General features: G+C 53.8%; 13 protein-coding genes. 3 read left to right on the plus strand and 10 right to left on the minus strand.

The genetic code is table 11. The features are described from left to right. Positions 1–27 precede the first annotated feature (27 nt). Together uvrA and uvrB are read right to left on the minus strand one after the other, a co-directional pair. On the minus strand, positions 28–2,919 hold the full coding sequence (gene uvrA / locus C4S74_RS18905) for an excinuclease ABC subunit UvrA (RefSeq protein ID WP_103996848.1): 2,892 nt from the start codon (positions 2,917–2,919) through the stop codon (positions 28–30). A 458-nt stretch (positions 2,920–3,377) separates the two neighbouring features. Next, entirely contained in the window at positions 3,378–5,375 is a 1,998-nt protein-coding gene (gene uvrB, locus C4S74_RS18910) for an excinuclease ABC subunit UvrB (protein ID WP_103996849.1), read from the minus strand. Between the two features lie 290 nt (positions 5,376–5,665). On the opposite strand from uvrB, the gene C4S74_RS18915 reads away from it, so the two are divergent. Then, the gene (locus C4S74_RS18915; RefSeq protein ID WP_009676980.1) at positions 5,666–6,466 is read left to right on the plus strand and encodes a flagellar motor protein; all 801 of its coding nucleotides are present in this window, start codon (positions 5,666–5,668) and stop codon (positions 6,464–6,466) included. After that, entirely contained in the window at positions 6,450–7,277 is an 828-nt protein-coding gene (locus C4S74_RS18920) for a flagellar motor protein MotB (protein WP_103996850.1), read from the plus strand. Before C4S74_RS18915 ends, C4S74_RS18920 begins: the two co-directional genes overlap by 17 nt. Before the next feature lie 149 nt (positions 7,278–7,426). Here the strand turns inward: C4S74_RS18920 and C4S74_RS18925 are convergent, their stop codons facing one another. The 5 genes from C4S74_RS18925 to ftsE form a co-directional block, all read right to left on the minus strand. Then, positions 7,427–8,716: a PDZ domain-containing protein gene (locus C4S74_RS18925; protein ID WP_103996851.1), complete on the minus strand. Its 1,290-nt coding sequence runs from the start codon at positions 8,714–8,716 to the stop codon at positions 7,427–7,429. Between the two features lie 174 nt (positions 8,717–8,890). After that, positions 8,891–10,345 carry a S41 family peptidase gene (locus C4S74_RS18930; RefSeq protein WP_103996852.1) on the minus strand — a complete coding sequence of 485 codons (1,455 nt, stop codon included), beginning with the start codon at positions 10,343–10,345 and terminating at the stop codon, positions 8,891–8,893. Positions 10,346–10,440: 95 nt separating this feature from the next. Next, positions 10,441–11,709: a murein hydrolase activator EnvC gene (locus tag C4S74_RS18935; protein ID WP_103996853.1), complete on the minus strand. Its 1,269-nt coding sequence runs from the start codon at positions 11,707–11,709 to the stop codon at positions 10,441–10,443. A 44-nt stretch (positions 11,710–11,753) separates the two neighbouring features. Further along, positions 11,754–12,671 carry a permease-like cell division protein FtsX gene (gene ftsX / locus C4S74_RS18940; RefSeq protein WP_103996854.1) on the minus strand — a complete coding sequence of 306 codons (918 nt, stop codon included), beginning with the start codon at positions 12,669–12,671 and terminating at the stop codon, positions 11,754–11,756. Continuing rightward, positions 12,661–13,347 carry a cell division ATP-binding protein FtsE gene (ftsE, locus tag C4S74_RS18945; protein WP_103996855.1) on the minus strand — a complete coding sequence of 229 codons (687 nt, stop codon included), beginning with the start codon at positions 13,345–13,347 and terminating at the stop codon, positions 12,661–12,663. Before ftsE ends, ftsX begins: the two co-directional genes overlap by 11 nt. A gap of 258 nt (positions 13,348–13,605) precedes the next feature. Between ftsE and C4S74_RS18950 the strand changes: the two genes are divergently transcribed. Continuing rightward, positions 13,606–15,048: a VanW family protein gene (locus C4S74_RS18950; protein ID WP_103996856.1), complete on the plus strand. Its 1,443-nt coding sequence runs from the start codon at positions 13,606–13,608 to the stop codon at positions 15,046–15,048. A gap of 127 nt (positions 15,049–15,175) precedes the next feature. Here the strand turns inward: C4S74_RS18950 and argH are convergent, their stop codons facing one another. The 3 genes from argH to argF form a co-directional block, all read right to left on the minus strand. Then, on the minus strand, positions 15,176–16,591 hold the full coding sequence (argH, locus tag C4S74_RS18955) for an argininosuccinate lyase (protein ID WP_103996857.1): 1,416 nt from the start codon (positions 16,589–16,591) through the stop codon (positions 15,176–15,178). 100 nt (positions 16,592–16,691) lie between these two features. Then, a complete protein-coding gene (locus tag C4S74_RS18960; RefSeq protein WP_103996858.1) occupies positions 16,692–17,930 on the minus strand; it encodes an argininosuccinate synthase in 1,239 nt (412 codons plus the stop codon). Between the two features lie 32 nt (positions 17,931–17,962). Next, on the minus strand, positions 17,963–18,919 hold the full coding sequence (gene argF, locus C4S74_RS18965) for an ornithine carbamoyltransferase (RefSeq protein ID WP_103996859.1): 957 nt from the start codon (positions 18,917–18,919) through the stop codon (positions 17,963–17,965). Positions 18,920–18,927: the final 8 nt, after the last annotated feature.

Genomic DNA, 18,927 nt, shown 5'->3' on the forward strand with positions numbered 1-18,927 from the left:
GGCGGTCCGAACCGAATAGTTCTTCCCTTAGCTGACCGCGTCCTCCAGCATTTCCTTCGCACGCTCGGCATAATCGTCCGAACGCTTGCGGTCGCGCTCCAGTATCGGTTTGAGATACTGGCCGGTATAGGAGCCTTCTACTTTGACGACGGATTCCGGTGTGCCGGCCGCGACGATTTCGCCCCCACGACTGCCTCCCTCAGGACCCAGGTCGATCAAGTAGTCGGCCGTTTTGATTACATCCAGGTTATGCTCGATAACCAGGACAGAATCTCCGTTCTCCACTAGACGGTGGAGAACTTTCAGCAGACGATCGATATCGTGAATATGCAGCCCCGTAGTCGGCTCATCCAGAATGTAGATCGTCTTACCCGTGCTGCGGCGGTAAAGCTCTGCCGCCAGTTTCACACGCTGCGCTTCCCCGCCGGACAAGGTCGTTCCGGGCTGCCCCAGCTTCATGTAACCCAAACCTACATCCAGAAGAGTATAAAGCTTGCGGTGAATCCGCGGTATATTTTCAAAGAATTCGCAGCCATCTTCAATGGTCATATCCAGGATATCGGAGATGCTCTTTCCTTTATAGTTGACTTCGAGCGTTTCACGGTTGTACCGTTTGCCTTTGCAGACTTCACATGGCACATAAACGTCCGGAAGGAAGTGCATCTCGATCTTGATGATCCCATCGCCTCTGCAGGCCTCGCAGCGTCCGCCTTTCACGTTAAAACTGAAACGCCCCTTCTTGTAGCCGCGGATCTTCGCTTCCGTCGTGGATGCGAAGAGATCACGGATATCATCGAAGACCCCTGTATACGTTGCGGGGTTGGAACGCGGAGTCCGTCCGATTGGCGATTGATCGATATCAATGACCTTGTCCACGTGCTCCAGACCTTTCATCTCACGGTATAAGCCTGGGCGTACCTTAGCCTTGTTAAGATCACGTGCCAGAGTCTTATACAAGATCTCATTGATAAGTGTACTTTTCCCGGAGCCCGACACACCCGTTACGCAAGTAAATACTCCCAGCGGGAATTTCGCGCTTACGTTGCGCAGGTTGTTTTCTTTGGCTCCTTTGATTTCGAGCCACTTCCCGTTCGGTTTGCGCCGCTCCGCCGGAATCGGAATAAACTTTTTGCCGCTCAAATATTGACCTGTCAGGGAATTATTATTGTTCATGATTTCTTCCGGCGTTCCTTGGGCGATGATTTGTCCCCCATGAATACCCGCGCCCGGGCCGATATCGATAATATAATCGGAAGCCATCATGGTGTCTTCGTCATGTTCCACCACGATCAGCGTGTTCCCCAGATTTCTCATATGCTCCAGCGTCTGAATCAGACGGGTATTGTCACGCTGGTGAAGGCCGATACTCGGCTCGTCCAGAATGTAGAGGACACCCATCAGCGAGGAGCCGATTTGAGTGGCCAGCCGGATACGCTGGGCCTCGCCTCCGGATAACGTTCCAGCTGCCCGGTGCAAAGTCAAGTAATCCAGCCCTACATTCACTAGAAATCCCAGGCGGGCTTTGATTTCTTTAAGAATCAGGTGAGCGATCGTCCGCTCTTTCTCGGACAGCCCTCCGTCAAGTTCCTCAAACCAGTTCTGAGCGTCTCCGATGGAAAGCTCCGTGGCATGAGCAATGTTGGTTCCCCCCACCGTTACGGCAAGAGTCTCCGGCTTAAGACGCTGGCCCTTACACTTCGGGCACGGTTTGGAGCTCATGTACGCCTCAATGTGTTCCCGGATTCCATCCGAGAAGGTATCGCGGTAGCGGCGCTCCAAATTCCGTACAATGCCCTCAAACGGCACGTAGGCGTCCTTGACGGTTCCGAACTCATTCTGATAACGGAAGCGGACACGCTGCCCGTCTGTGCCGTACAGAATGATTTTGAACTGATCCTGGGTCAGTTCCGACACCGGAACATCTGTCGGAATATGATAATGGCTGCAAACGGCCGCCAGGAATTGAGGGTAGTAAGTGGATGTGCTTCCCGCCCACGCTTCAAAAGCACCCTGGTCGATCGTCTTATTCGGATCGGACACCAGAAGGTCCGGGTCTACGATCATCTGACTGCCGAGACCGTCACACTCCGGACAGGCTCCGAACGGACTGTTAAAGGAGAACATACGCGGAGACAGTTCATCGATGCTGAACCCGCATTCCGGACAGGCGAGATTCTGGCTGAAGAGCAGTTCTTCCTGGTCGATAATATCGACGATAATGCGGCCTTCGGAGAGCTTTAGCGCCGTCTCCAGGGAATCGGCCAATCGGCTTTGAACGTCTTCTTTAACCACAATACGGTCAACAACAACTTCGATGTTGTGCTTCTTGTTCTTCTCTAGAGTAATCTTGTCGGAGAGATCCATAATTTCTCCGTTAATCCGCACGCGGACGAAACCCTGCTTCTGGATATCGGCAAGCAGCTTGGTATGCTCGCCTTTTCGTCCCGAAACAAGCGGCGCCAAAATTTGAAGCTTCGTCCGTTCCGGATATTCCATCACCCGGTCGACCATTTGCTCGACGGTCTGGGAAGTGATTTCGATGCCATGCATGGGGCAGTGCGGTTTCCCGATACGCGCAAAGAGAAGACGCAGGTAATCGTAAATCTCCGTTACGGTTCCGACCGTAGACCGGGGATTCCGGCTGGTCGTCTTCTGGTCGATCGAGATCGCTGGCGAAAGCCCTTCGATGGAATCGACGTCCGGCTTGTCCATTTGGCCCAAAAACTGCCGCGCATAAGCAGACAGCGATTCAACGTAACGGCGCTGTCCTTCCGCATAAATGGTATCGAAGGCCAGGGACGACTTCCCGGAACCGCTGAGTCCCGTAAGCACGACGAACTTGTCGCGCGGAATGGTCACATCAATATTTTTCAGGTTGTGTGCCCGTGCCCCTTTAATGACTATGTTTTCTCTGGCCACTTTGTACGTACACCCTCTCTATTCGCAGGACGCCCAGTCCATTTCCGAACATTGAAGCATGTCCGGTTTCTGAGGCTGAGCTTCCTGTTAGTTAATCTCTTGGATACTCCACACGTTTTAAAATCCTGCCTATCTGCCGATTCCGGACTTTACGGACCGACTCTTCGAATATAGCAGAACAGCTTCACACCAAAAAGATATCTATGAACAAAACCCGTCCGTCCAGCTGTCGCTTGGACGCGGGTCCTATAAGCAGTATCGGAACGTATATACGTCAATATATACGATAATCTATCAATCATGCAACTGTCACCCCCAACTATAAGGGTGCGCGTACTCTATTTACCACAATTGACTCGCTTATTACCAGTTATGCCCGTCTTGGGCCGGATATAAGCAGACAGACAGGCAGGATCCCTTACTGTTCTCCTGCCTGTCTGTGCTGCGGAACTGCTATCTTAACCTTCCGCTTTCAGTTCAAGAAGAGCATCGCGCAATTCCGCAGCTCTTTCAAACTGCAAATTTTTCGCCGCATCTTTCATCTCCGCCTCGAGACGTTCGATTACCGCGGCGCGATCTTTCTTGGACATCTTGCCGGTCTTCACTTCTGCCAGATATTCCGTCTTCTCCTCGGCGACCTTCGTCGCCTCGATTACGTCGCGAATCTTCTTGGCAATGGTTTGCGGGGTAATTCCGTGCTCTTTATTGTAGGCTTCCTGTATGGTCCGGCGGCGTTCGGTTTCCTTAATCGCCTTATCCATGGAATCCGTAATTTTATCGCCGTACATAATAACGCGTCCGTCCGCATTCCGGGCCGCCCGGCCGATCGTCTGGATCAGCGAACGTTCCGCGCGGAGGAAGCCTTCTTTGTCGGCATCCAGAATAGCTACCAGCGAAACTTCCGGCAAATCAAGCCCCTCTCTGAGCAGGTTGATTCCGACAAGAACGTGGAAGGTACCTAGCCGCAGGTCGCGGAGGATTTGCATCCTCTCCAGAGTCTTGATATCGGAGTGCAGATAACGTACCTTGATGCCGATTTCCTTGAAGTAGTCCGTCAGATCCTCGGACATCTTCTTCGTGAGGGTCGTCACGAGAACCCGCTCGTCCTTGGCGATCCGGTCTTGAATCTCGCCGATCAAATCGTCGATCTGGCCTTTGGTCGGCCTCACTTCAATGATTGGATCAAGCAATCCGGTCGGACGGATAATCTGCTGGACCATCTCCGGGCAATGCTCCAGCTCGTATGGCCCCGGCGTCGCCGAGATATAAACGATCTGGTTTACCTTGCGTTCGAACTCCTCAAACTGCAGAGGACGGTTATCCAGCGCGGAAGGCAGACGGAATCCGTGCTCGACCAGCACTTCTTTGCGCGCCCGGTCCCCATTGTACATCGCACGGATCTGGGGCAGCGTCACGTGGGACTCGTCGACCATCACCAGCATGTCGTCCGGGAAATAATCGAGAAGCGTGTAAGGCGTCGCCCCGCGCTCGCGGAACGTCAGCGGACCGGAATAATTCTCAATCCCGGAGCAGAAGCCCATCTCCGCCATCATTTCGATGTCATACCGCGTTCTCTGCTCCAGTCTCTGCGCTTCGAGCAGCTTGCCCTTGCTGCGCAGTTCCTCAAGCCGTTCCTCAAGCTCGCGCTCGATGTTCACCAGCGCACGCTTCATCGTATCTTCTTTCGTTACGAAGTGAGATGCCGGGAAAATGGCGATATGATCGCGTTCGCCCAGAATCTCACCCGTAAGCACGTCGATTTCGGTAATCCGCTCGATCTCGTCCCCGAACAGTTCCACGCGCACGGCCTGTTCACTTCGGGAGGCCGGAAAAATCTCAATGACATCGCCGCGTACGCGGAACGTGCCGCGCACGAAGTTCATATCGTTGCGCTGATACTGGATGTCCACCAGCCGGTGGAGAATCTCATTGCGGGACTTCTCCATGCCCGTGCGCAGCGACAGCAGCAGCGAGCCGTATTCGGCAGGCGAACCGAGGCCGTAGATACAAGACACGCTCGCTATGATAATAACGTCTCTGCGCTCAAACAATGAACTCGTCGCCGAGTGGCGGAGCTTATCGATCTCTTCGTTTATGCTGGAGTCTTTCTCTATATACGTATCCGAAGAAGCTATATAAGCCTCCGGCTGATAGTAATCGTAGTAGCTGACGAAATAAGACACGGCGTTGTTCGGAAAAAACTCCTGAAACTCGCTGCAAAGCTGGGCCGCCAGCGTCTTATTGTGCGCAATGATGAGAGTCGGACGGTTTAACTGGGCAATGACCTGAGCCGCCGTAAACGTCTTCCCCGTACCTGTGGCGCCCAGAAGCGTCTGATGCCTATTTCCGTTCTGTATGCTTTTGACGAGTTCCTGGATCGCAACAGGCTGGTCTCCCTGAGGAGAAAAATCCGATACGAGTTCAAACTTGTTCGTGCTCTTGATTATTTCACTCAAAATATATCACCCACCGTCAGGTAGTCAAATTTAAAAGCACGCGGCGGCTTGCACCCCGCATGCCTGTCTTAATACCTATAAACTTTTACCCGTCTTGCTCCGATATAGAACATATATACTTACCTACAACGGAGATATTCGGGCTGCCGGAAATAAGAATATGTGTTCCCGTATAATTATACTCTTTTTATGAGCCGGTTGCAAATATTCAAACGCATTTTCATTCCCTTATTTTAGGCGGCAGCCTGGTCTGCATCATGAACATATTTCGATTTTAGAGGTGGTCAATTGTGGATTTGGCAACATTGTTAGGGCTTATACTCGGCCTGGGGGCGCTAATCGGAGGATACATGTGGGACGGCGGTCATTTGACCTCGCTCCTCGTCCCGAGTGCCATGCTGATCGTCTTCGGAGGCACCTTCGGTGCTGTGGCGGTGAGCTTCCCGGTAGCAACACTCAAAAAAATTCCGAAAGCGCTCGGAATCGCATTCAAGCAAACCCAGAGAGACACGACAGCCACCATCGACGAAATCGTTGACATGGCTTCTATCGCCCGCCGCGAAGGCGTGCTCGCTTTGGAACAGAGAGCCCAGGAACATCCCAATCCTTTTCTGAGAGACGGGCTTATGATGGTCGTGGACGGAACGGATCCGGAGCTTACCCGGCAAATTCTCGAGCTTGAAATGGACTCGATCGAACACCGCAACGACGGCATGTCCAAAATGTTCGAAGCGGCAGGCGGCTACTCCCCGACTATGGGAATTATCGGAACGGTGCTCGGGCTTATTCACGTACTCGGCAACTTGTCCGATCCATCCACACTCGGCCCAGCCATCGCGGTCGCATTCTCCGCCACCCTGTACGGGGTTATGTTCGCCAACGTGGTCTATCTGCCGATCGGCAACAAGATCAAGTTGCGCGGCAAAGAACAAATTTCCGAAATGGAACTGATGCTGGAAGGCATTCTGGCTCTCCAGGCCGGTGAGAACCCTCAGCTGATCCGCAAAAAGCTGGCCTCCTTCGTTCACGAGAAGAATGCCGATAAGCAGAGCAGCGGAGAGGCGGGTGCCGTCCTTGCGGAAGAGAGGTAAGAAACAAGAAGAACACGTTAACCACGAGCGCTGGCTGATTACTTATTCCGACTTGATTACGCTGCTCCTGGTGTTTTTTATCGTGATGTACGCGATGAGCAAAGTCGATATGAACAAATACGAGACTATGGCCAAGGCCCTGAATTCGCAATTTATGAAAAACGAATCCCTGCTGCCTCAAGGCAGCGGCATTTCCGGCACGATTATCCCTACGGCGAGCGACGGAACCAAGCCTAAGAAGGAAACCTCCTCAGAGGAAGCAGCCAAGAAGGAGCAGCAGCTCAAGGACATGCTCCAAGCCATCCAGGCGTATATCAAAGATAACAACCTGGAAGCCAAAGTATCCGCATCGGATACACCGAGAGGCATCGCCATTACGCTGAACGACCTGTTCCTGTTCGATCTGGGCAAAGCCGACCTCAAACCGGCCGCTTATCCCGTTCTCGAAAAGCTCGCTACTCTTCTTCCTACGCTGAGCAACCGGGTCAGTATCGAAGGGCACACCGACAATATTCCGATTTCATCCGGATCGGCTTACAAAGATAACTGGGGACTCTCGTTTGCGAGGTCGCTTTCCGTGCTCCGGTATTTCACAAATACGGCTAAGCTGAGCGATGATCATTTGATGGCGACGGCTTATGCGGATACGGTTCCCAAAATGCCTAACACGAGCGAAGAGAACCGCGCCAAGAACCGGCGCGTGGAGATCGTCGTGCTGAGAGAATTCCAAAATGACGAGCAGCAGCAGCAGCCACAGAAAGAAGCGCCGCCGGCAGCGGTCGCGGAAGCGGCTCCCGTCATAACCAACTAAATTGAGGTTCCTTTAGCCGGAAGCGGGGCAAGCCCGCCACGCTTACCCGCTGACGCAAAAAAACCTCGACGTTCACCCTAAAGGTGACGTCGAGGTTTTTTTATTTGCTTTAGAGAACTGCCGGCCGAAGAATACGCTCCGCCCGTTCCCTAAAATGTTTCTTCCGATGATTTCGTCAACAGTCCGGTCAGCTTTCTCGTAAAATACGTCAGCAGAGGAAGCTGCCGGACCTCCACGTAATAAACGGCATCCTGGTCCGGGCAGATGACGATGCCCAGCTGATGATGCTCGCCCGCGAAGACGGCACGTTTATGAAAACGGATCTCGCCTTCCATGTTGACGATCTCCAGCTTACAGTACGCCGAGCTCACCTGGATTGCCTGGTGCAGCTCGGTTTTGCTGTGAACCCGGACGCCGTTTACTTTGTGCACAAGCTCTCCGGGTTTCAGCCCCAGCTCGGCGGCGGGACTGCCGGGCACCACCGCCAGAATCTTCAGCCCGCGGGGCTGGTTGATAAAGCACGGGCTGCGCTGCGCCTCTTCCCATCGTCCGTACCAGATCACCGCTTCGTGCAGCACAATGCCCAGCACGGCGGCGACAACGGTGAACGGACTCCAGACCTGCGCCAGCAGCGCGGCGAGGAAGAGCACCGCTGCGTAGACCAGCAGCATAACGGAGCTGCGTCTCACCTTCTGCTCCGGAAGCCGGGTCATCGTCAGCTCCGTAAAACCGATCATGGCGGGGAAGGCGAGCAGGCTCCAGCCCGCCATCAGCGCATCGCCGGTAAACAGCGGCGACCAAGGAAAATCAACCGCTCCCGTCCCCGCTTGAACCGGAACCGCGAGGAAAAGCGGTACCGGCCAGAATCCCTGGAGCTGGTAACCTCCGACGATCTTGCCCCGCTTGCCTTCATAGAACATAGGACTCGCCATCCGCGCTCCCTGTGAACGGATCAGCAAGGCCTCCGCCGCATGGAGAACGGCCACCAGAGCCAGCAGGGACGGAACGTCCGCATTCCTTACGACACCGGCCAAACTGCTCCAGAAACCGTCTCCGGAAGGCTCGGGAAGGCTCGCCAGCACTACTTGCAAAATACCGAGAAGTCCCACCGAATACGCCAGGCACAGAAACCGGATGCGAATGAGAATCATCACGACGGACAGGCCCCAGAGCAGCAAAATCGTATCGGCCTGCAGGGAGACGCCTACAAACATCATGACGACCGACACGCCGAGACCGGCGACCCATCCCCATAAATAAGTCCGCCACGTTTCTCCGATCAGGGAATGAAGGCGGGTGGCAAACAATTTTCGCTCGAATTGAATTTGTTTCCGGTACTGCAGAAGGACGAGAAGAAGTCCGATATACGTAAAAGGGTTCAGCCATAACCGGCCGAACGCCATCAAGAAACGTCCGGCAATATCCGCAATAATGTCCATAACTCACTCCCTCGAGGCTCGAAACACGCTTCTTTTTTGTACAAAAATCCGAAGGTCCGACTCAGTATATACATTCGACCCGCCCCCTTCATTTCCTTCCGTCCCCACGCAATTGGCAAAAAGAAGAGGACGGCGGGACCCGCGCCAAGCGCGTAAAATCCTGCCGTCCTTCTCTTATTTCGAAAGCTGGGTTTGCAGCTCCTTAACGGCCGCTTTCAGCTGGTTGTCGTTCTTCGGAAGCTTAACGGCTTCCAGAACGGCGCTTTCCAGCTTCTTGGCGGTTGCCGAATCCACATTGCCGGTTACAGGCAGGCCGCTGCTCTTCTGGAACGCCTTGACGGCATCCGCCGTTTTGCTGCTGTAGTAGCCGTCTGTCCGGCCCGGCTCATACCCTACGCCGGTCAGCATCAGCTGCAGGTTTTTCACATCGTCGCTGTTGCTGTCCGGCTTCAAGGTATCTTTCTTGGACAGAATCGACGCTTTGAAGAATGCCGGCTGCTCGACCGCGATATCCGGTTCGATCCCCTTCTTGTGAATCCAGTTGCCATCCGGGGTCAGCCACTTGTAGACGGTCATTTTGATATTGCTGCCGTCTCCCATTTCCTTGACATACGTTTCCTGTACGGTGCCTTTGCCAAACGTAGTCTCGCCGACGGTCTTGCTGCCGACCGCCTCTTTGAAAGCACCGGCCAGAATCTCGGAAGCGCTGGCGCTTCCCTTATTCGTGAGCACGACAACCGGATATTTCTTGCTGCCGTCCTTGGATGTCGTCGCTTCCCGTTTGCCTTCCCGGTTTTCGATCTGAACGATCGGTTTGCCCTTCGGTACAAACGGTTCGACAATATCTATCACAACGTTGAGAAGCCCTCCCGGATCGTTCCGGACATCGATCACGAGTCCTTTCATTCCCTGCGTCTCCAGCTTTTTCAGCTCTTCCTGGAAATGTTCCGCGGTGTTTGCCGAAAACTGGCGGATTTCGATTTTGCCGATACCGCCTTCGAGCATTTCGCCGAAAACCGTCTCAATGTCGATTTCGTCACGGACTACAATCACTTGAACCGAATCCGTCGAACCTTGGCGTAAAATCTCCAGTTTGGCCTGGGTGCCCTTCTGTCCGCGGATTTTGACGACCGCTTGATTAACGGTCAGCCCGTCCAATTTTTCGCCGTTAACGGATACGATTACATCGTTGGCCATAATTCCGGCTTTTTCGGCCGGGGACCCTTTGATCGGGGATACCACCTTGATTTTGCCGTCCTCCGACGTAACCTCGGCTCCGATTCCCTCGAACGAGGAATTGATGCTTTCGCTGAACTGCTTCGCTTCATTGGAATCCATGTAGACGGTATACGGGTCTTCAAGCGACTCCAGCATTCCGTTGATGGCGCCGTTCATAATTTTGTCGTGATCGACCTTGTTCAAATACTTGTTCTCGATCAGTTGGTACGTCTTTGCAATTTTGCCGACGTCCTGACTGCTGAGTCCCGAACTTCCTGCGGTTGCCGAAGCTCCGACGGAATTGCTCCCGAGGGGCAGCAGATTTCTGCCCGTAAAGGTCAGCGTCAGAATGCTGCTTGCGAACATCCCCAGCAGAACGAATGCGATCACCGTACGCCCTTTGAATTGCACTGCCGTTCACCACCTTTGTACTTGCACCCTTATGAGCTGCTCTTGCTAGTGTATGACAAGCTCTTCCAATTTATGAGTGCCAGTCGCCGAAAACATTAATAGCCGATATAGCTGGACGGATTGACCGGTTTCGAATTGATCCGGACTTCGAAATGCAAGTGATTCCCGGTTGATCTTCCCGTGGAACCGACCTCCGCGATTTTCTCTCCGCGTTTTACGGATTGTCCTTTGGAAACCTTAATGCCTCCGTTACGTATATGTCCGTAGAGGGTCCAAACGCCGCCCCCGTGGTCGATAATGACACAGTTGCCGTAGCCGCTCCACTCGGAAGCAACCAGTACGGTGCCGGATTCCGCGGCGTAAATATCGGTGCCTTGCGGAGAAGGCATATCAATTCCCGTATGACCGGCGAACGAACCGTTGATCGGATCTACGCGGCCTCCGTAACCGGAAGACAGCGAGACTCTCTTCGGAAGCGGATACCCCATGCTGCCGCCGGAACCTGCTGCCGGGCCACCGCCACCGCCGCTGCCCGAGCTTCCGAACGAAGAAGAGTTCTTCGCTGCCGCCGCAGCCGCAGCGGCAGCCGCTGCAGCCTTAGCATCGGCCGCTTTCTTCGCTTGAAGCTGGGATTCTTTCCTCGCATATTCCATAATCGCCTGTTCCTGGTCGCTGCTAATTTCCTCCAGGTGCTGCTGCTCGGCGGACAGGGACGCGATTTTTACTTCTTTTGCTTTTTCCTTGACGAGGAGATCCTGTTTAAGATCCTCCGTCTGCGCGTACAGGTTTTTTACATAAGCCAGCTGCTTCTCGATCTGCTGTTTCTTTTCGGCTACAAGCGCGCGGTCTTTCTTGTTCGCTTCCAGGATCTCTTTATCCTGGCCCACGATAGATTTCAGTGCGGACATCCGGTCGATAAAGTCCGAGAAGCTGGTAGAGTTCAGAACGACTTCCAGATAAGACACCGAACCGTTCTCATACATAATGCGCATGCGCTTCTTCAAAAGCTCGTCCCGGGTTTCAACCCGCTTCTCCGCTTCGTCCAGCTGCTTGGCATTCTCTTCGAGATCCTCGGTCGTGTTCTCGATCTGCACGTTCAAGCCGGAAAGCTTGGCTGTCGCGCTGTCGAGCTGATCCATCAAGGTTTCGATATCCTTGGCGGTTTCCTGTTTTTCCTGCTGAACCTGTGTAAGCTGATTTTGAACGTCCTTCGCCTTCTGTTCGGCAGCGGACTTCATTTTTTTCATATTCGAAATTTCCTGATCGATTTTGGCCGAGTTGGAAGCCCCGTTGGCCACCGCATACGGCAGCAATGTTGTCGAGATTCCGAGTGCAACCACTAAAGGCATGAGTCTTTTCTTCAAGTGTTGATCCTCCTCTTACACATTGTGCATGCGCCCATTCACGTCTACACTTTGAGAAACTTGCGCACGGAGATGATGCTGCCCCAAATTCCGATAAGGAAACCAAGGCACAACAGCAGTCCGGCAATGACATAACTGACTTCGGCAAAAGGCTTTAATTTGATAAAGACCATACTCAGGTCCGACTTGCTCGAATCCACCAGCTTGTTGTATCCGTACAGGAGCACGGCCACCGGTATGGCGGAACCGCCGATTCCAAGCAGCGCGCCTTCGATAAAGAACGGCCAGCGGATAAAAGCGTTCGTTGCGCCCACCAGCTTCATGATCGAGATCTCTCTGCGTCTGGCGACAATGGTGAGCTTGATGGTGTTGGCAATCAGAAATACGGATGTAAAAGCGAGCAGAGCTACAAGAACGAGTCCGACGTTGCGGACGATTTGCGTGATTTTGAACATGTTCTCAACCGTGCCCTGGCCGTACTTGACGCTGCCGATCGGCTTCGGTTCCTTGCCTTCGTTAAGCCCATTGATTTTATCTGCAACTCCCGCCACTTGCCGGGGGTCTTTAACCTCTACTTTAAAAGCGGGAGGCAGCGGGTTCTCGTCGCCTTCGAAACCGTCCAGGAAACCCTTGCCTTCTTCCCCCAGCCGGTTTCGGAGATCTTCAAGCCCCTGCTCCTTCGAGACGAAAGTAACCTTCTGAACTTCCGGCAGAGCGTTCAGCTCCTGTTTCAGCTGGTTCGTCTGCTCTTCGGTGATATTCAAATCCATGTATACGCGGATTTCGACTTGCTTTTCTATTTGATCTGCCACGTAATTCACGTTTAATGACAGCAGCAGGAATAAGCCAAGTATAAAAAGCGAAATGGTGATGGAACTGATCGACGCGAAGGTCATCCATCCGTTGCGAATGATATTGCGAAAGCCTTCCCGCAGATGGCGGGCCATTGTTCTACTCTTCATAGCCGTACTCACCTCGCAGCTCGTCACGGGCGATAATCCCGTTCTCGATAGCGATAACGCGCTTGCGCATCGTGTTGACGATTTCTTTGTTGTGGGTCGCCATCATGATCGTCGTTCCACGGAAATTGATTTCTTCCAGAAGCTTCATGATTCCCCATGAGGTTTCGGGGTCCAGGTTTCCTGTCGGCTCATCGGCGACAATCACGGCCGGGTTGTTCACTATTGCCCGGGCAATTGCAATCCTCTGCTGCTCTCCGCCCGAGAGCTGTCCCGGGAAAGAATTGGCCTTATCCTTCAAGTGCACGAGATCGAGCACTTCCATCGTGCGCTTTTTGATCAGCTTCTTCGGCGCCTCGATAACTTCCATCGCGAAAGAAATATTTTCATAGACGGTCATCTTCGGCAGCAGCCGGTAATCCTGAAAAATAACGCCGATGTTGCGGCGCACATAGGGGATTTTCCGCTGTTTAAGCTTCTCGATGTTAAACCCGTTCACGAATATTTGCCCTTTTGTAGGTCTTTCCTCCCGATAGATCATCTTCATAAAAGTAGATTTACCGGCGCCGGAGGGCCCGACAATATAAACGAATTCGTTGCGGTCGACCTTGACGTCGATCCCCCGCAGCGCATGAGTTCCGTTCGGATACGTTTTCCAGACATCCTGCATTTCGATCAAAATCATCACTTCCTGTTAACGGCGGATTGATCCTAGCTCATACAAGTTCGACAGCCATCTTAAAATTCCTTTTAAAAAAGGGAATATTCAACATCTTTTCACAACGGACGCGAATTTTGTTGGGGTTTGCCCTCTTTTCGACTCAGGCATATTTGTCCGATGAATCCATAGACATGTAGAACAGGCATCCGTCTGAATGTTCAAGTTCAACTTGAGTCCAAAGTGTCAGTGCGCCAAATTCTTCGAAGGAGTTTACTTATGAAGCCAGTTAAGCGTGTGCTAACGACAATTGCCATCGTCCTGCCGCTGGCGGCCCTCATAGGACTTGGCACCATCGCCCTTTACGGCTCGCGTCCGGCTTTTCCGGAGCAATTCTCCGTATCGGGATGGAAGGTTGGCGGAATGGCTTACGCCGATTTTCCTCAGCAGTTGAGCCGCCAGGTCGCGCTTCTGAATTCCGTTTCCGTACAGCTTGTTTCCGACCGGAAGGAGGTCCCCTCCCGTTCTCAGAAGCTTCAGGATCTGGGACTGCGTGTAGACGACCGCGAGCTTCAGGACCTCCTCCGCGAACTTACGGAAGGAAATCTGCTGGATCGCGCGCGCAGCCGCTGGAAATTACGCCATCATGAGGCGAAAATCGGCTTGTCCATAGAAACGGACCGGCTCGACAAGAAGCTGCAAATCCTGTGGCCGGAACTTTATGCGGTACAGCCCGTATCCGCCCAACGTATCGTTACGCCCGATGACCGCGTGGAGTATAAAGCGGGACAACCCGTCCTCCGCATTGACGCTCCGGGCTTGAAGGCGGACATAGAGCGGCAGATCCGGCACATAGATCCGAAACGGGCGGAGAATCCGCTTTCCATACAAGTTCCTTTTCGGCTGCAGCAGCCCGAGGTGACGGAAAAAATGCTGCGGGACCAGCATGTGGACCGGCTTCTCACGCAGTTTTCGACTCCGCTTAACCAATCGTCGCCGGGACGCAAGCATAACGTGCGTTCGACCGCAGCGACGCTCCATGAAGTAATCCTGAAGCCGGGCGAAATATTCGATTACGCCCCTATTATTGAACAGACCGGCATTAAATTCGGCTTCCGGGAAGCTCCCGTTATTCTTAACGGAAAGCTCGTTCCCGGTGTAGGGGGCGGAATTTGCCAAGTTTCCACCACGCTCTACAATGCTGTTCTGCGGGCCGGTCTGGAGATTGTCGAACGAAGAAATCACTCTCTGCCGATCAGCTACGCCCCTCTGGGGCAAGATGCCACCTTTTCGACAGGTTTCATCAATTTTCGCTTCCGAAACGACACAAAAGCCCACCTCCTTATCCGAACGCAAATGTCGGATACGGCGCTGACTATTAAACTATTCGGGAGCATTCCCTCGGATACGACGTATGAAATTATGTCGAATAACGTCGAGACCATTCAACCGCCCGTTAAATATGTGCACAACCCCGGTTTAAAAACCGGTGAACAGGTGGAGCTAAGTCCCGGCAAACAAGGGTTTGTGGTCGATACCTACCGGATAAAAAAGCAGGGCGGCAGAGAAATCTCCCGTGAAAAAATTTCCAGAGACCGCTATACTCCGCAAGCGAGAGTCGTCGCCTCGAATACGGGCGTACTCAAGCCGCCGGCAGAACCCGCTCCTCCGCAAAAGAACGTCATTGAAGACGGAGTCACCCGGAACGGCAAGACACCTTAGCGCCTGCAGGGCAACCTGTCCACCCGGCTAAGGAGGGACAGGGCGAAACAGGAAAGGCCCTGAATAACCCGTGCGCGGCACAACGGCCAAACGCATGAATTTCATGAGCCTTTCGGTTATTTCCCCATTATTTACTTTTATCGATCTTGCTGTCAACCCAGCTTACAGTTACTTCCAGCGCCTTCTCCGCACGCGAAATAGCTCCCTCTACCTGGCTGCTGGCCGTGCCTCCGTATACGTTGCGGGCATTAACCACCTGCTCCGGCTGAAGCACCTCGTAAATGTCGTCACCGAACAGTTCAGAGAACTTGTTGAACTCTTCCATGGACAGATCAAGCAGGAATTTACCCTCTTGAATGCAGTAGAGAACCGTCTTGCCGATCACTTCGTGAGCTTGGCGGAACGGCAATCCTTTGTTAACGAGATAGTCCGCAATGTCCGTGGCGTTGGAGAAATCCTGATTCACCGCCTGGCGCATGCGGGCTTTGTTCACTTTCATCGTGGAAATCATCGGTGCGAAAAGCTGCAGGGCGCCTTGAAGGGTGCGGACCGTGTCCAGCATGCCTTCTTTGTCTTCCTGCATGTCCTTGTTATAAGCCAGCGGAAGCGCTTTGAGAACGGTCATGAGACCGAACAGGTTGCCGTACACGCGGCCGGTTTTACCGCGGACAAGCTCGGCCACATCCGGGTTTTTCTTCTGCGGCATGATAGAGCTGCCCGTACAGAACGCATCGTCCAGTTCCACGAAATTGAATTCGGTGCTGGACCACATCACCAGCTCCTCGCAGAAACGGGACAGGTGCATCATGATGAACGAAGCATTGGCCAGGAACTCCAGAATAAAATCACGATCGCTGACCGCGTCCAGACTGTTCTCATACACTCCTTCGAAGCCGAGCTGTTCCGCCACGAAATGACGGTCGATCGGGAACGTGGTTCCCGCAAGCGCGCCTGCGCCCAGCGGCAGGACGTTGATCCGCTTGTAGCTGTCCTGAAGGCGCTCGATATCACGCTGGAACATCGACACGTAAGCCATCAGATGATGGGCGAATAAAATCGGCTGCGCACGCTGTAGATGCGTGTATCCCGGCACGATTGTATCCAGGTTAGCCTTGGCCTGAGTCAGCAGTGCCTCTTGCAGCTTCTGGAGCAGGCTGACGAATTCCACCACGCGCCCGCGCAGATAGAGGTGCATGTCGGTCGCCACTTGATCGTTACGGCTGCGGCCCGTGTGCAGCTTGCCGCCTACCGGCCCGATCTCATCAATCAGCGTTTTCTCGATATTCATATGAATGTCTTCGTTGGCGATCGTGTATTCCAGCTCGCCGCGACGGATCATGCCCAGTACGCGGTTAAGCCCGTCCTTGATCGTTTCGACATCCTCTTGAGGAAGGATGCCGCACTGGCCGAGCATGGTCACATGAGCCAGACTGCCCTGGATGTCTTCTTCCGCCAGTTCTTTATCGAACGTGATGGAAGCTGTGTATTCTTCTACTAATTGGTCGGTTTGCTTCGTAAACCGGCCGCCCCATAATTTCGACACGGCTGCTGCCTCCTTCGATTTCAACGGAACAACGGGCCGCTTCCGGCCCGTTCCCCGTTTCCTGTTTTACAGGTATATAAACAAACGATTGGTTTCCCGCTTATTTCCCGGACTGCTGCTCTACGCCCGAGCTTACTTTCAAACGCAGCGCGTTGAGACGGATGAAACCGGCCGCATCGCCCTGATCGTAAGCTTGAGTCGGGTCGGCCTCCATGGTTGCGATATTCGGGTTGTACAAGCTGACGGGGCTCTTCACGCCGGCCGCAATCACGTTGCCTTTGTACAGCTTCATGCGGACCGTGCCCGTTACGTTTTTCTGGCTCTCGGTTACAAGCGCCTGAATGGCCAGACGTTCCGGAGCAAACCAGAACCCGTTGTATACGAGCGTGCTGTATTTGGAGATCAGGGAATCGCGCAGATGCATGACTTCACGATCCATCGTCAGCGATTCGATCCGGCGGTGAGCCGCAAACAGAATCGTGCCGCCCGGAGTCTCGTATACGCCGCGGCTCTTCATACCCACAAAGCGGTTCTCGACCATATCGATACGGCCGATGCCGTGCTTGCCGCCAAGCTCATTGAGCGTCTCCATCATTTGCAGCGGGTTCAGCTTCTCGCCGTTGATAGCTACCGCGTTGCCCTGCTCAAATTCAAGTTCGATGTATTCCGGCTGATCCGGCGCATCTTCCGGAGATACGCTGAGCACGTACATATCGCGGTTGGAGTCGGCGCTTGCGTCGAACCAAGGATCCTCGAGCATGCCGCTCTCGAAAGAGATGTGCAGCAGGTTGCGGTCCGTCGAATACGGCTTCGACGCGGTCGCCTGCACTTGGATGCCGTGCTTCTCGGCATACGCGATCATTTCGGCGCGGCCCGGGAACTGCTCCCGGAACGCTTCCAGGCGCCATGGAGCGATTACGCTGATTTCCGGCGCAAGCGCAGCGGCCGTCAGCTCAAAGCGCACCTGGTCGTTCCCTTTGCCGGTTGCGCCGTGCGCAATGGCCGTAGCGCCTTCGGCGCGGGCGATCTCGACCATGCGCTTGGCGATCAGTGGGCGTGCGATGCTCGTGCCGAGCAGGTACTGCCCTTCGTAGAGCGCGCCGGACTGGAACATCGGGTAGATGAAGTCGCTCGCGAATTCTTCGCGGAGATCATCGATGTAAACCTTGCTGGCGCCGGTTGCCAGCGCTTTTTCTTCCAGGCCGTCAAGTTCGTCCTTCTGCCCGATGTCGGCTGTAAATGCGATAATTTCAGCATCATATGTTTCTTTAAGCCAAGCCAGAATAACGGACGTATCCAAACCGCCCGAGTAGGCCAGCACGATTTTTTCTTTAGCCATGTTTTCCCTCACCTTTGCTGCCATAATTTTAGTTACATAATCGAAGCCATAACGGCTTTCTGCGCGTGAAGACGGTTTTCCGCCTGATCGAATACGAACGAATTCGGTCCGTCGATCACGCCTTCGCTGACTTCTTCTCCCCTATGTGCCGGGAGACAGTGCAGGAAGAGATAATCCTTCTTCGCGTAGCGGGCAAGCTCCTCGTTCACCTGGTAACCGCTGAAAGCACGCTCGCGCTCCTGCTGCTCCGCTTCGAAGCCCATGCTCGCCCACACGTCCGTGTAAATCACGTCCGCATCCGCTACCGCTTCCTTCGGATCTTGAGTAACCAGCACGGAGCCGCCCGATTGGGAAGCAAACTCCCTGCTGCTGCGCACAAGCTCTTCGTCCGGCGTGTATCCTTCCGGAGAAGCGACTGTGATGTTCAGGCCGAGTTTGGCCGCTCCGACAAGCAGGGAGTGGACCATATTGTTGCCGTCGCCGACATAAGCGATTTTAAGCCCTTCCAGGCGGCCTTTATGCTCCTGAATCGTCATATAGTCCGTCAATGCCTGACACGGATGAGAAAAGTCCGTCAACCCGTTAATAACCGGAATGGTCGCGGCACGCGCCAGATCAACCACATTGCGGTGGGCAAACGTACGGATCATGATGCCGTCCAGATAGCGGGACAACGTCTGCGCCGTGTCGGAAACCGTTTCTCCGCGTCCGAGCTGGATGTCGTTTTTGCTGAGGAAAAGAGCTTGACCCCCGAGCTGAAACATCCCCACTTCAAAAGACACACGCGTCCGCGTGGACGATTTCTCGAATATCATGCCGAGCGTTTTGCCTTTGAGAAGCTCGTGAGCTTCACCGGCCTTTTGCTTGGCCTTCAGATCGCGGGCCAGAGTGATCAGGTGGTTAAGCTCCGCGGTTGTGTAATCGACCAGCCCCAGAAAATCTCTTCCCTTAAGCTGCTGCTGCAATTCTTCCTGTACCGTGCTGGACATGGGAATCC

This window comes from Paenibacillus sp. UNC499MF (assembly GCF_900107975.1).
Classification (GTDB): Bacteria; Bacillota; Bacilli; order Paenibacillales; family NBRC-103111; genus Paenibacillus_F.